Source organism: Nitrosomonas oligotropha (assembly GCF_009833085.1).
Classification (GTDB): Bacteria; Pseudomonadota; Gammaproteobacteria; order Burkholderiales; family Nitrosomonadaceae; genus Nitrosomonas; species Nitrosomonas oligotropha.
This window is the reverse complement of record NZ_QRBZ01000023.1, coordinates 1-13744: the sequence shown is the minus strand read 5'-3', so window position 1 is coordinate 13744 and position 13744 is coordinate 1. Positions and strand designations below refer to the sequence as shown.

Below are 13744 nucleotides of genomic sequence, written 5' to 3'. Positions count from 1 at the left end.
TGGGAGTGCATTATGGCAGATGATGGATCAGCTCAGTCGACGACAGTTTGGCCGATGCCAAAGTTTTATTTTCAGGTTAAGTGGGATTCTCAAGTCATGCGGTTTCAGGAAGTCAGCGGTCTGGATATTCAGTCGGAAGAGATCAAATACCGCCATGGCGATAGCCCGGAATTTTCCGTGATCAAGATGCCCGGGATGAAAAAAGTCGGCAATATCACCATGAAGAAAGGCGTTTTCAAGGGCGATAACAAATTCTGGGATTGGTTTAAACAGATCAAGATGAACACGATCAAGCGCTTGCCGGTCACCATCAGTTTGCTGGATGAAGGCGGTAAGGCGACGATGGTGTGGACGCTCACGAACGCTTGGCCGACCAAGATTACCGGCACCGATCTGAAATCGGAAGGCAATGAAGTGGCGATAGAATCCATCGAGATCGTGCATGAAGGTTTGACGATCGCCAACAGCTAGTGTTTTGCTGAATCTTGCCAGCAGATGGGTGACTCATGAATATTTCATTATCCGGAAATGTTTATCCACCCTCTGCTTTCTATTTTAAGGTAGTGATCGGGCCACCGGCCGGATTGTCGGCGGATACTTCTTTCCAGGAAGTGTCCGGAATCGAAACGGAAATGGAAGTGGAATCGGTAGTTGAAGGCGGTGAAAACCGGTTCGTGCGGCAACTGCCGAAAGGCATCAAGCATCCCAATTTATCCTTGAAGCGCGGCATTGCGCCACTGACCTCACCGTTGGTGGTATGGTGCAAATCGACGCTCGAGTCCGGTTTTAATTTGGCGATTAAGCCCTTGCCTGTTCTGGTGTATCTGATGAATGAAGACAAACTGCCGATTCGCGGCTGGTCTTTCGATTCGGCTTACCCATTGAAATGGGAAGTGGAAAGTTTCGGCTCCACCAAAAACGAAGTCGCCATCGAAAAGATCATTCTGAGTTATACCGTTTCCATGCGCATTATTTAGCAGGCGTAAGAGCACCCTATGGCGATAGAGATTAAACAACTGCTGATCAAGTCCAATATCGTGCAGCGCACCGGGAACGAGGATCTCGATTTATCCGAAGAGCACCGGTTGTTGAAAGAAGACGTGCTGGAGGAATGCCGCCGCATGATCGCGGATTTGCTGCGCGAACAGGGGGAACGCTAAATGCCCCTGGGCGGCGCCAAGGCGCTTTTGACGATTTCGCCCTGCGCCGTGAATAACGGCAAAATCAGTGTCGATAGCTCGCAGCAAAAATTTGAAGCCATGATCAATCCCGCCGGTTATGAGCAAACGTTTAAGTTGAGCTACTCAAAAAACAAGGTGCTGGGGCAACCGGGAACCGAAACCAAGTTTGACGCAAGCCATCCGGAAAAATTTGTGCTCAAGGAGCTGGTACTGGATGCCACCGGGGCTGTCTCGGCCAATCCACTCTCCGTGCTCAGCGATCCTGTTCCGGTCAAGGATCAGATTGAATTATTGAAGGATGTGGTGTACCGCTACCGGGGTACCAAACACGAAACCCCGATTGTGCAGGTGAAGTGGGGGGAGTTGCTTTTCTACGGGCGGGTGGAATCACTGAAATTCGACTACACCTTGTTCAAGCCTAGTGGCGTGCCATTGCGCGCCAAAGTGACACTGACCTTTGTCGAATATCAAAGCAAAGAGGAGATATCCAAGGAAGCAGCGCAAGAATCCCCGGATTTGACGCATTTGCTCGAAGTGAAAGCGGGGGATACTTTGCCGCTGCTGTGTTACCGGATCTATCAGGATTGTAACTACTATCTCGACATTGCCAAGATTAATCATCTGACGGATTTTCGTAATCTAAAACCGGGAACCAAGCTTCGGTTCCCTCCATTGAACTAAGGTTGACCATGGCGGATTCCCCCTTAACGGGCAGCACCGGTGTCGTATCGGTGACTATTCAGAGTGATGGCAATGCCATAGCCGATACCATTCAAGTCGTTTCGGTGGAGATCATGTACGGGGTCAATAAAATTCCCAGCGCCAGGATCGTCTTGCTGGATGGGGATATGCCGGACAACAATTTTCCGGTCAGCGACGCCGATGATTTTAAACCCGGCGCGGTAATCACCATCAACGCCGGTTATGCCAATCAAATGAGCGCCGTTTTCAAAGGCGTTGTCATCAAGCATGGCATAAAAATAGACGGTGATAATTTTTCCCGTTTGATCGTGCAGTGTAAGGACAGCGCGGTTGCCATGACTGTCGGCCGCAAGAATGCCAATTTCGTCGATTCGAAGGATAGCGACATTATCAGCAAGCTGATCGGCGCATACAGCGGTCTGAGTTCCGATGTTACCGCCACAACGACCAGCTATAAGGAACTGGTGCAATACTACTGTACCGACTGGGATTACCTGCTGAGCCGCGCGGAGGTTAATGGTTTTCTGGTGACTGTCGACAGCGGCAAAGTCAGCGTCAAAGCGCCGCAAACAGATAGTAGCGCCGTTTTGACATTGACCTATGGCATCGACTTGATGGCGTTTAGCGCGGATCTGGATGCAGCCTCGCAATTCTCTGTGGTCAAAGGGATTGCCTGGGACCTAACCAGTCAGGCCGTGCTCGAAGCGCAAGCGAGTCCTGAAGAATTGACCGGCCAAGGCAATCTCAAGGCTGCGGATTTGGCCAGTGTGGCCGCACCGGATTATTTCCGCTTGCAAACCGATGCACCGCTGGAAAATGCCGTGCTAACGGATTGGGCCAAGGGGCAGCAAATAAAGTCGGGTTTGGCGCGCATTAGAGGTTATGCGGCGTTTCAGGGCAGCGCCAAGGTGAAAATCGGCGATCTGGTCGAACTGAAAGGCGTGGGCGCTCGCTTTAACGGCAATGTGCTGGTCACGGCAGTAAAACAGGACATCAAACAGGGCAATTGGGTGACGGAGATCGAGTTCGGCATGCCGTCGCAATGGTTTACCGAGCAGTATAAAACCGAAGCGCCGCTCACTTCCGGTTTTGTGCCCGGAGTGAACGGTTTACAAGTCGGCGTAGTGAAGAAGCTCGATGCCGATCCGGAAGGGCAATACAAGATCCAGGTATCCGTTCCGGTTTTGCAGGCGGAAACCGACGGTGTCTGGGCACGGTTGGCCAGTTTTTACGGTTCCAACGGCATCGGCGCTTTCTTTATTCCGGAAATCGGCGACGAAGTGGTGCTGGGTTACTTCAACGACGATCCTTCGCATCCGGTCATTCTCGGCAGTTTGTACAGCAGCAAACAGAAAATGCCTTACGAATTGACTGCCGATAATTTCACCAAGGCCGTGGTGACGCGCAGTAAGCTGAAACTCGAATACGACGACGACAAAAAGGTCATTACCCTGACCACACCCGGCAATAACAAGATCGTCATCAGCGATGACCAGAAATCGATTCTGCTGCAAGACCAGAATTCCAACAAGATCGAGCTCAATTCCAGCGGAATTACTATCGACAGCCCGAAAGACATCAAGATCAGCGCCAAGGGCAAGGTAACCATCGATGCGGTGAGCAATATCGAATTGACGGCGCAAGCGGATATTAAGAATCAGGGACTGAATATCAATCATCAAGCCAATGTTGGTTTCAGCGCCAAAGGCAACGCCACGGCCGAGTTGTCGGCCAGCGGCCAGACCACGGTAAAAGGCGCTATTGTGATGATCAATTAAGCGGCGCTGAACACTCAGAATTTTAATCTTTTTTTGACAGGAGTTTAGCCATGCCACCGGCAGCACGAATTACCGACATGCATACTTGTCCGATGCAAACACCGGGTGTTCCGCCCATTCCCCATGTCGGCGGCCCCATTAGCGGGCCCTGCGTGCCCAATGTGCTGATCGGCAACATGCCGGCAGCGGTGGTGGGCGATATGTGCGTTTGCGTCGGGCCGCCCGACAGTATTGTGAAAGGCTCGGCGACGGTCATGATCAGCAACCGTCCGGCTGCCAGAATCGGCGACACGACGGCGCATGGCGGCACCATCGTGCTGGGTTTTCCGACGGTGATGATCGGCGGTTGACAGGGAAACGAGACGATGAGTACCGATAAATCTTTTCTGGGTACCGGCTGGGGATTTCCGCCCGAGTTCGGGCATTATGGATCGATGCGTACGGTGTCGGCTGAAGAGGATATCCATGAAAGCCTGTATGTTCTCTTGTCGACCAATCCCGGTGAACGCGTGATGCAACCCACGTACGGCTGCGGTTTGAAAAGTCAGGTCTTCGAGGAGATCAACGAAACCGCAGTAACCGTCATGGTCGATCTGATCAAGCGCGCCATCCTTTTTTTTGAACCTCGGGTTGTGGTGGAAAATATCCGGGTGGACTCCGGTAACAGTGAAGACATCTTGAATGGTCTGATCAAGATCGATATTACCTACATCGTGCGGACCACGAATAACCGTCACAATATCGTGTACCCGTTTTATTTCACTGAAGGTACGAATGTTAAATTATAAAGTTTCTGGGTGAATGAAGCTGCGCACCGATTGGTCAACACATTATCTTTTGCACATCAGCGACGGTAAGAATCAGGAAAAAAGATTATTGCCGGCGTTGGAGAAGGATTATTTCAACGTCGCCGATATGCGTTTTCACACCTTATTGGCGCTGCTGGTTGAATATGCGCAAGTGATGAAGTTTTATAATCTGAATAATCGGGAAGACGGAACCTGGACGCATTTTTTCTCGCTGGACGAGACGGTTGTGATTGCCACCATTCTGGCTGTCGATCTGGATAAGCTGATGACCGGCGCTGCCGCTCAGAGCATTACGGCTGACGATGAATTGACAAAGGCATTGCGTGCATTATCCGCAAAAGAAATCGGCCAGCATATGATGTCGTCTTATACCGCGCTCAGGTTGCTGGACCGGTGGCTGCAATTGCTGGCGCGGACAAAAAATTCTATTGGTGTCGAATTGCGCAAGGTGCTGGAAAGCGTAATTACCGGACTCAGGAAAGATATCGATGTGCTTGGGCAGTATTTGGTTGAGTATGTTTCGCATCACACACTCGAAATGATTTTCTCCCGCGATTTGATGGCATTGTTGCAGGTGACGGAAGAAACCACGCTCAGTCACGCCAATGCGGTGGTCGATGTGGCCGATGCCGTTCCGATCCGGTCCAGTTTCTATGCGTTCGTCAAAGCCATTGAAATGGTGCAAGGCAGTGCGGAAAAATTATTGTCCGTTTCGTTAACCAGCAAGGATCACGAACCCGCTGCGGGGTTGCTGCTTGCCTTCTTGCAGCTGTTTCAGAAACTGCACAATAAAATTAATCGCTTCACCTTGAACTATGTCGATTTTTATTACGACCAGGTGCTCAAAGTTCAGCCGCGCGGTTTCACACCCGATCATGTTTATTTGGCGCTCGTTCCGAACAAAAAGAATCACACCGTATTGATACCGAAAGGAACGGAATTTCTCGCGGGCAAGGATGAAAACAAGCAGGACATTGTTTATACCGCTGACGACGATGTCTTGATAAACGATGCCTCGGTGAGCGCTATTCATACGTTATTTTTTAAGCGCGATCCGTTGAATTTTCCCGAGAATGGTTTGAACGAATCGGTCGTGTTGAATGATCAAGCGGGTGAGATCACCCGGCAGATCCCTACCGGCGGCTGGTTAAATGACGTGCCGGTTTTAAGCGGCGATAGTGTGCTCAACGGCGAAAATCTCCCGGCATACCCCTTATTCGGGGCGCCGAAAGAAGGTGAAGAAACCGCTCTGGTGCAGCATGCCCGCATCGGATTCGCGCTGGCCAGCAAGGCGCTGTGGCTGCAAGAAGGACGCCGGACGGTCTCTATTCACATGAAATACGCCGCTGGACAGGGAGATGATAATACAATCACCCTGGAACAATGGATCCAGAAAATCGCGGCAACCATGCAGCCGTCCGGCAGTGCCGGTGAAATAACGCCGATTCTCGAACAGCAAGCTTTTTTTAAAACATTCCGGGATATCTTCATCATTAGCTTGTCGACCGGAGACGGGTGGCGGGAGATCGCGGAATATCTGCCATCCTATTCAGGTATTGAGCAGCAACAAGTAGAAAACAGCCTGACGCTTACTTTTTTCCTGCCGGAAAACTTTCCGGCGGTCGTTCCCTACGACTGCAAAATTCACGGCGAAGGTTATGAAACCGGATTGCCTGTGGTGCGATTGGTTTTGAATCCCAAGAGCTACTTATATCCCTATGGGATTCTGAGCAAGCTCGAATTGGACCGGATCCGCATCGATGTTGCGGTGGAAGGATGCCGCATGGTGCAATTGCACAATAACATCGGACAATTATCCCCGCTCGCGCCGTTTGCGCCGTTTGGCCCGTTGCCGGAGGTTGGTTCGTATCTGATCGTGGGATGCCCGGAAGCAGCTGGAAAGCAACTATCGGATTTCAACGTCGAGATCCAGTGGGGCGGTTTACCTGCCGGTATCGGCGGTTTTAAAACCCATTACCAGGGTTATGAAACATTCGACGATACCGACTTCCGCGTCAGCACAACGGTATTGTCCAATGGCAAATGGCTGCCGGAGAATGCCAAAGCGGCGGTTGTCAGTTCCCTTTTTCAAATTAAAGCCGGTTTGGATGGCGGCAGTGAAGTTAGCGCGTACCGTAAATTGTCGTGCGCACCGGTCATTTCCTATTGGAGTCCTTTTGAATATCGCAATGCTTTGACAGAATTCGGCTACACGCCCTCCACCCATCGCGGTTTCTTCAAATTCACCCTGACGGGGCCGGGGCAAGCATTCGGTCATCGCGATTATCCCACGGCATTGGCTAATGTACTGACTTTCAACGCTAAGCAGAAACATGCCAAGTTTCTTAAACGCGTGCCAAATCCGCCGTACACACCGATGATTACATCCATCGCAGTCAACTATAAAGCTTCTGCGCAAATGATCATGGGCAAGGAAGAAGCCAACTGCGTTGCAGCGCTGCGGGAAAGAATGATTTATTTGCATCCGCTGGGGTGGAAGAATGTCACTGTGCGAGCCGATCTAGCCAATTATTTATTGCCGCAATTTCTCCATTCCGGGAATCTGCTGATTGGCTTGAAAGGGTTGACCGGCGGCGGTGCGATTACGCTTTATTTTTATTTGCGTGAGAACTCATTGCCGGTAGAGGCTGATTCGCTGAAGGAAATGCAGTGGTTTTATCTGGCGGATAACCAATGGTTTCCGCTCAGCGCTAAAGAAATCGTATCCGACTCCACGCAGCGGTTCATGCGATCGGGAATCATCACGTTGAATATTCCGGCGGATGTTTCCCAGGACAATACCGTATTACCGGCCGGATTATCCTGGTTGCGGGTGTCGTCCGATCACGATCTGGAAAAATTTTGCAGTTTGTATTCGATTCATGCGCAGGCGTTAAGAGCCAGCCGGCATCTGGAGCAGGATACCGTGCCGGGCAATTCCATCCGCTTGCCTGCCGGTGCGGTGTTGCGTGCGCGCAAATCAATTCCGGGCGTAGGCGCCGTCAAGCAAATTCAACCCTCTTTTGGCGGCCGTTTGGCGGAAGACCGCGCTCATCTGCGCATTCGTGTCAGCGAGCGGTTGAGGCATAAAAAGCGCGCATTGCTGCCGGCCGATTATGAGCTGCTGATACTGGAGCAGTTTCCGCAAATTTATAAGGTGAAGTGTTTTCCCGGCATGAATCCTGATTTTGTTATCAAGCAGCGCTTCAGTCCCGGACATGTGCTGATTGTAGTGGTGCCTTATCTTGCGCAGAATGAAAGCGTCACGCAGAAACCGCTGCTGAATGGTCACCTGATTGAAGAAATACAGGATTTTATCAACCAGTATGTGCCGCCTTTTGTGACCGCGCATATCATCAACCCGGTGTACGAAGTCATCCAGGTGCGCTGCACGGTCAAACTGAAAAATCCCTTACTGGCCGGTATGTATCTGGAGCGATTGAATCAGGCGATAACAGATTTTCTGTCGCCGTGGAACGAGACTGTGGGGTATACACGTCACTTTGGCTGGATGATCAGTAAACATGATATTCAGTCTTTTATCCAGGGCCTCGATTATGTCGATCGTGTCACCAATCTTTCGATGTTGCGCATTGCACCGGCGGGCGAAGACTATTTCGATCTGTTTGACAGCGCGGATAAACCGGAGGATTCGGAAGTGAAAGATATTATTCCGGTATACCCCTGGAGTATCGTGGCGGCAATCAAACAGCATTTTATCGAGATGGACGATCGCTACGATTTAATCGAGCCGGAAATGACTGGCATCGGCGAACTCGAAATTGGCAGTACTTTTATAATTTCTGACGAAAAATGGCGCGAAAAGATAGAAAAACACTAGAAGCCAAATTCAAGAATGGCAGGATGCCTTCTGAAGTGGCATTTGCCGATTTAATCGATTCGACGCTGAATCTGATTGATGATGGATTCGAGAAAACAGCCGAAGAAGGGTTGAAAATTTTTCAGTTGGGCGACGGCAAGCTGATGAGTTTTTATCAGAACATGGCGACGCTCAGCGCCATATGGTCTGCAGGTATCGATAAAGCAACGGGAAATTTGAGCTTCGGCAATAATAATAACCCGCATATTCTGACATTGCGAAGCACCGATGGCAGCAGCGCCGAGTCCGGCGATGCGGTAAAAGCCGGTGTCGGTATCAATACCGACAATCCCCGCTTTGAATTGGATGTCGCCGGTACGATCGCTTCGCATGGCAGAGTCGGACGGCGCGGAGAACTGCCGGTACCCGCCGATGGAAACTGGCACGATATCACTGAAACGCTGACGGGCTGTCAGGCGTTTGAGGTGATGGCCGGTGTCGGCGGTAAGGATGCCGACGGCAAGTATGCCTTGATGCATGCTTTTGCGCTCAACGCCTATAACGACAAGAGCCACATCACCTATCATCAGGCGCACTATGGCGCCAAGTGCAATCGCCTGGAATTACGCTGGGAACGCGGCGCGAATATCGAGAACTTTGAATACACGCTGCAGCTTCGGGTGGAATCGTCATACGGTGACAAGATCTGGGTGAATTATTACATTACCCGGTTATGGTATGACCCGGTGATGTATGAAAGCGAAAAAGAGCCGGAATCGGCGTATCCCAAGGTCCTACGCAAAAGACAGGAAGACAAGTAAATGTCCGCGCGCATGTTAGTCATTCATTTGAATCTGCAGGAAGGTAATCTGCTGCTGGAAGCGCTGGCCGAGCTGCCGTTCAAATCCGTATTCGAACTGATCGGCAAGTTAAATCAGCAAGCCAATGAATTGTTTGCTCCGGGTATCGCGCCGCAGGAACCGCAGCGCTTTGTGTTTGCCGAAGCGGAACTGTCACTGGCGATCAAGGCATTGGGGAATTTGCCTTATCATCGCGTCCATGCATTGTTGACCGGTTTAAATCAGCAAATCCAGGCTCAACTGAGCAACCCGCATTCATTCGCAGCTTCGCAAGAGTATGCCGGCCTCTGAGCAAATACCGCGTATCCGGATCGATCCCGATGGATTGGATTTTGAAACGTTACGCAAGGAAGCCATCGGTAAGGTGCAGGAATTATCCGGTGACATTTGGACCGACTATAACCTGCATGATCCCGGCGTCACGATTCTGGAACAGCTCTGCTATGGGTTGACCGATCTGTCTTACTGTTCCGGATTTACCGTTCCGGATTATTTGACCGGTGAAAAAGGAACGATCGATTATCAGCAGCAAGCACTCTACTCGCCGGAAGAAATTCTTCCCAGCGCCGCAGTTACCGGAATCGATTATCAAAAAATTCTCTACGACGCCATTCCGGAAATCGATTATGTCTGGCTCGAACCCGGCGCGACGGAAGAGAATGCGTTAGCCAACGGTCTTTACACCGTATTTGTGAAGCTTGACGATGAGCTGATTCAAAGCCGGGCGGATACATCCAAGCAAAGCGAGAGTCTGAGCGAACTGTCCGGTAAGCTGGAACGGATCAATGCCGCCTCGGAGCAAGTTCGCTCGCTTCTGGATCAACTCGGCCATCAACTGGATGCTTGTCACGAGAACTTGAAACGAGGGCACGATTTCGCGGCGGATATTGATCTGCCGTTACCGGCATCCGAGCAATTGGCTGAGCAAATAAGCGGTATTCTGCATCAGCTGGATTCGAGTTTATCGAATGTCGACGCTATCTGGAGCAAGGTCGGCTCGATCTGGTCGGTCATGATGGACTCATCGCTCAGCACGGATTTGAGTGTACGGTTGAACGAAGTGTTATTCAAACTGGATGCGGTATTTCATTACGCGAAACTCAACGATGCGTTAAAAAATATTCTGGCTGCGATCGAATCAAACCCGGACGATTGGATAGCCAATGGCGGCGAGTTGCTGACAAAGCTGGTCATTCCGTTGTCGCGCTTCGGGAGTGTGTTATCCAGACTGGATAAAATATTAGCGGGAATCGGCGACGGCTTGTTTTCGGAAATTGATACGCCGGATCAAAGTGCCGGGAAACTCGATGAAAAGGCGGTCATACAAAAGATCCACTCTGTTTTTGCCGCGCATCGCAATCTTTGCGAAGATATTCATCGCGTCGAGATTATCCATACGGTGCCCTATTTTCTGGCGGGTGAGATCGAAATACAACCGGCCCACAATAGCGCCAAAATTTATGCCGAAATTTTCCTGCAATGCGCCCACTACATTTCTTCCGGCATTCAGATTGACCGCTATGAATCGATTCTGAGCCAGACAGGCAATTACGAGCAGGTTTTTTCCGGCCCGCTGACAAAGCACGGTTTTATCAGCGACCGGTGCTTTGAAGGCGCGGAGGAGATTCTCAGCGTAGTCGATTTGATTACCTTGATCAGTCAAATCGATGGTGTGAGCAAGGTGCACGATCTGTACCTGATTGACCAGGAAAACAAGAAGTACACCAGTATTTCCTATGACTCATCGCGCTACGTTTTCCCCGATTTGTGTTTTCCTAAATCCGGCAAGCCGAAACAATTATTGCGGCTGGTGCTTCCCCAGGATGTGAGCCGCAAGAATCATGACGGCAAGGCGCAGGGCTTTACACCCTACGAGAATGCGCAAGACGAAGCATTGCTGGAAGAAACGCGTCTGGAACTGAAAAAATTAATTTTTGCATACCACGCATTTAGAAATAACCGCCCGTCGTTTGCGCATTTAATTCCGCTGCCCAAAGGGGAGCGGCGGGTTTCGCCCGATTATTATTCGATTCAGAATCATTTCCCCGCCGTTTACGGAATTAACCGCTACGGTATTCCGCAGTCGGAATCGCCCGAAGTGAAAGCAAAGGCAAAGCAGCTCAAAGCATACCTGTTTCCGTACGAGCAATTGATGGCGGATTACTTGAAGCATCTGCAAGAAATGCCCCGTTTATTTTCGCTCGATTCGGGGCTGCAGCAGTCCTATTTTTCCCAATTTCTCGATAACCGGAATATTTCCGGCATCGAATCGCTGTATGCGGATGGCAATCAACATAGCCGGACTACGCTGTCCAAGATTCTGGCGCATTACGATCGCTTTACCGAACGCAGGAATCGCGCGCTGGATACGGTATTGGCGATGTACGGCGAGCAATATCCGCAACGCTCATTGCAGCAATTCGATTGTTACCGGCGCGCCGATCAAGGCAAGTGGGTGATCGAGAACAAAATCAATTATCTGAAATGCATCAGGGAAATCACGCGCGACCGGGCGAAGGGTTTTAACTACCTGAAGCCGGTATGGCACGCACACCATGGTGAGCTGGAAGAAAATCTCGCCGGTGCGCATAAACGCATCAGTATTCTGCTGGGACTGAAGACATTCGATCGCATTACGTTGATTACCGATGTTCTCACCGGAAGAAGCAGCCGCCTGATTCCCGATCAGATTCTGGCGGACAGTGTGCAATTCTTACCGGAGGAAATCGAAGGCCGCGCGATTCCGGTCGTATTCGAGGCAGAAAAATTTGCACAAATTGCCATTCCCGCAAAGCTCCCATCGTTTGGTTACGGTGTTTTTAAGGATGCTGTCGAGATAAAAAATTTCCGGCTGATCAGCACCAGGGAATATACCGCAGTGTGTTTGAAGTCCGGACAAAATGCCCGCTTGTGGCCGTTGAGCCGCAAACGCAACCGAGATGAAGCGGTGCGATACGCGCATGAGTTCTGCAGCGCGATTACACAGTTGAATATCGCGTGCGAGAGTTTTCATATGATCGAGCATGTGCTGCTGCGGCCCCGGGGGGGAGATGCTGCTAACGGTATCCCCGGCACTGAAGATTTTTTTGATTTCCGCGTGAGCGTGATTTTTCCATCCTGGACGGCAAGGTTTGCAAATACGGCATTCCGCAAATTTGCCGAGGAAACGGTGATCAAGAATCTTCCCGCGCATATTCTCCCCGAGTTTTACTGGTTCGACTTTGTCCCTATGCAGGATTTCGAGCAACGCTATAAAACCTGGTTGTTTTGTCTGCAGCAGGCGAACCTCAATCAGCAGGATGATTTCAAGCCATTAAACAGAGCATCGGAACGAATAGTCTCTTTTCTGCTGAAGAACAGAGGAGAAGCGGATTGTGAATGCTGGCTTTAATACTATGTCGAGAGCGCACCGCATTGATGAATTTATTTTTGACTGTTCGTTTGATTCTCTCTCGTTAGCCAATGAGCACGAGCCGGAAATGACTGCTTTCCTGACAGCGGAGCTGCTGCCCGCCATCGATTCAATCCTGGATGCATTCGATGAAACCGATGCGGTCTGGCGCTTGGATCGGGTGGAAATTGACCTGGGCGATATTACCGGTGCGGATTTTTATACCGGACTGATTCAGCGCGTGCAGGAGGAATTGAGTGACCAGCTGCGCGCGATGCAAAGCAATTTTGTGCAATCCGGATCGATGCCGATCAAGACGTTGCCAGCGCAATTGCCGGTCCAGCGGTTGATTAAGATCCAAACGGATTTGGAAGAAATACAGGATTTTTTGCTGACGGGCCGGATGCCCTGGCCTATGGACACCGCGGACCGGCATGCGCACGAAAAAATGCTACAGCAAATACTGCTGGAGCACAGCGCCAGCGCAGCTTGGGTGCATTTGCTCAAACGCTTGCCGCCGGCGGAAAGAATGGTAGTGATTAACCGCTTGGTTTCGCAGTTTCCACGACATACATTGGAGGATGTTTTAAGCCGCATCACGCCGGATCATGCGCTTCCGCTGCTGGATTTCCTGCGGCTATATCAACGGGCAATGTCAGACACGGATACCATGCCATCCGCCCAAACACAGGCGGTTAATGCCGCCTGGGAAAAGCTCTTGGCGACGCTGCTGCAACCCGGCCAGCCTGCCGATGGCTGGGTGACTTTGCTGGACCGGTTGGTGCGGGAAATTGCGCCGCCGCAAGCGCGAGAATCGCTCTCCCTGCTGAAAAGAATCCGCCAATTTGCCGCGCAGTTTCGTAAAGCAGGGAAAACCGGCAGCTTGCTGCATGACGCATTACTGACCATGGAAGATGTCTATGCACGGAATCCACATGCGGATGCCACGGAACACTCAGTCTTGCCGGCGCGCCGGAGTGACGATCAGAAAGTTGCACAAAACCAGACAAAAGGGACAGAAAGCGAGCGCGGGGAAGCAGAGAAGCAATATCCGGAGATCACTGCACAACCCGCTGAAGCAAAACAAACTCGGGTAGTGCATGAAGCGTTGTATTCTCGCATCATAGCGGCGTTGCAACAGGCAAAACTGATCGACGCAGACTTTGCTGTCGAGCGTGCTGCGGCTGCAGCGGAGCGGGGGCA

The 13744-nt window shown here is 51.0% G+C and carries 12 protein-coding genes; all 12 read left to right on the top strand.

Going from position 1 to position 13744, the window contains the following annotated elements:
- Positions 1–12 precede the first annotated feature (12 nt).
- Positions 13–471, top strand: coding sequence for a phage tail protein (locus ABD07_RS07210; RefSeq protein WP_090318288.1), 459 nt, complete (start codon positions 13–15; stop codon positions 469–471).
- 35 nt (positions 472–506) lie between these two features.
- A complete protein-coding gene (locus ABD07_RS07205) occupies positions 507–977 on the top strand; it encodes a phage tail protein (protein WP_108698973.1) in 471 nt (156 codons plus the stop codon).
- Between the two features lie 18 nt (positions 978–995).
- Positions 996–1160, top strand: a complete 165-nt coding sequence (locus tag ABD07_RS07200; RefSeq protein ID WP_160817734.1) for a DUF5908 family protein — start codon at positions 996–998, stop codon at positions 1158–1160.
- Entirely contained in the window at positions 1161–1862 is a 702-nt protein-coding gene (locus ABD07_RS07195) for a CIS tube protein (protein WP_160817733.1), read from the top strand.
- Positions 1863–1870: 8 nt separating this feature from the next.
- Positions 1871–3661, top strand: coding sequence for a type VI secretion system tip protein VgrG (gene vgrG, locus ABD07_RS07190; protein WP_160817732.1), 1791 nt, complete (start codon positions 1871–1873; stop codon positions 3659–3661).
- Between the two features lie 50 nt (positions 3662–3711).
- Positions 3712–4011, top strand: coding sequence for a PAAR domain-containing protein (locus ABD07_RS07185; RefSeq protein WP_160817731.1), 300 nt, complete (start codon positions 3712–3714; stop codon positions 4009–4011).
- A gap of 15 nt (positions 4012–4026) precedes the next feature.
- Positions 4027–4449 (top strand): GPW/gp25 family protein, encoded by a 423-nt coding sequence (locus ABD07_RS07180; RefSeq protein ID WP_160817730.1) that lies wholly within the window; start codon positions 4027–4029, stop codon positions 4447–4449.
- Positions 4450–4462: 13 nt separating this feature from the next.
- Entirely contained in the window at positions 4463–8311 is a 3849-nt protein-coding gene (locus tag ABD07_RS07175) for a baseplate J/gp47 family protein (RefSeq protein ID WP_160817729.1), read from the top strand.
- Positions 8284–9111 carry a hypothetical protein gene (locus ABD07_RS07170; protein WP_160817728.1) on the top strand — a complete coding sequence of 276 codons (828 nt, stop codon included), beginning with the start codon at positions 8284–8286 and terminating at the stop codon, positions 9109–9111. The genes ABD07_RS07175 and ABD07_RS07170 overlap by 28 nt, the downstream gene beginning before the upstream one ends.
- Complete coding sequence (locus ABD07_RS14695) at positions 9112–9441, top strand: hypothetical protein (protein ID WP_164502783.1); 330 nt, start codon at positions 9112–9114, stop codon at positions 9439–9441.
- Positions 9428–12541: a hypothetical protein gene (locus ABD07_RS07165; RefSeq protein ID WP_160817727.1), complete on the top strand. Its 3114-nt coding sequence runs from the start codon at positions 9428–9430 to the stop codon at positions 12539–12541. Before ABD07_RS14695 ends, ABD07_RS07165 begins: the two co-directional genes overlap by 14 nt.
- A 4-nt stretch (positions 12542–12545) precedes the next feature.
- Positions 12546–13744: contractile injection system tape measure protein (locus tag ABD07_RS07160; RefSeq protein ID WP_160817726.1), on the top strand; the 1199-nt coding region annotated here is incomplete at its 3' end.

Bases quoted from the DNA above. Each gene is read 5' to 3' on its own strand.
- ABD07_RS07210 (WP_090318288.1), top strand. From the start codon at position 13: ATGGCAGATGATGGATCAGCTCAGTCGACGACAGTTTGGCCGATGCCA.
- ABD07_RS07205 (WP_108698973.1), top strand. From the start codon at position 507: ATGAATATTTCATTATCCGGAAATGTTTATCCACCCTCTGCTTTCTAT.
- ABD07_RS07200 (WP_160817734.1), top strand. From the start codon at position 996: ATGGCGATAGAGATTAAACAACTGCTGATCAAGTCCAATATCGTGCAG.
- ABD07_RS07195 (WP_160817733.1), top strand. From the start codon at position 1,161: ATGCCCCTGGGCGGCGCCAAGGCGCTTTTGACGATTTCGCCCTGCGCC.
- vgrG (WP_160817732.1), top strand. From the start codon at position 1,871: ATGGCGGATTCCCCCTTAACGGGCAGCACCGGTGTCGTATCGGTGACT.
- ABD07_RS07185 (WP_160817731.1), top strand. From the start codon at position 3,712: ATGCCACCGGCAGCACGAATTACCGACATGCATACTTGTCCGATGCAA.
- ABD07_RS07180 (WP_160817730.1), top strand. From the start codon at position 4,027: ATGAGTACCGATAAATCTTTTCTGGGTACCGGCTGGGGATTTCCGCCC.
- ABD07_RS07175 (WP_160817729.1), top strand. From the start codon at position 4,463: ATGAAGCTGCGCACCGATTGGTCAACACATTATCTTTTGCACATCAGC.
- ABD07_RS07170 (WP_160817728.1), top strand. From the start codon at position 8,284: ATGGCGCGAAAAGATAGAAAAACACTAGAAGCCAAATTCAAGAATGGC.
- ABD07_RS14695 (WP_164502783.1), top strand. From the start codon at position 9,112: ATGTCCGCGCGCATGTTAGTCATTCATTTGAATCTGCAGGAAGGTAAT.
- ABD07_RS07165 (WP_160817727.1), top strand. From the start codon at position 9,428: ATGCCGGCCTCTGAGCAAATACCGCGTATCCGGATCGATCCCGATGGA.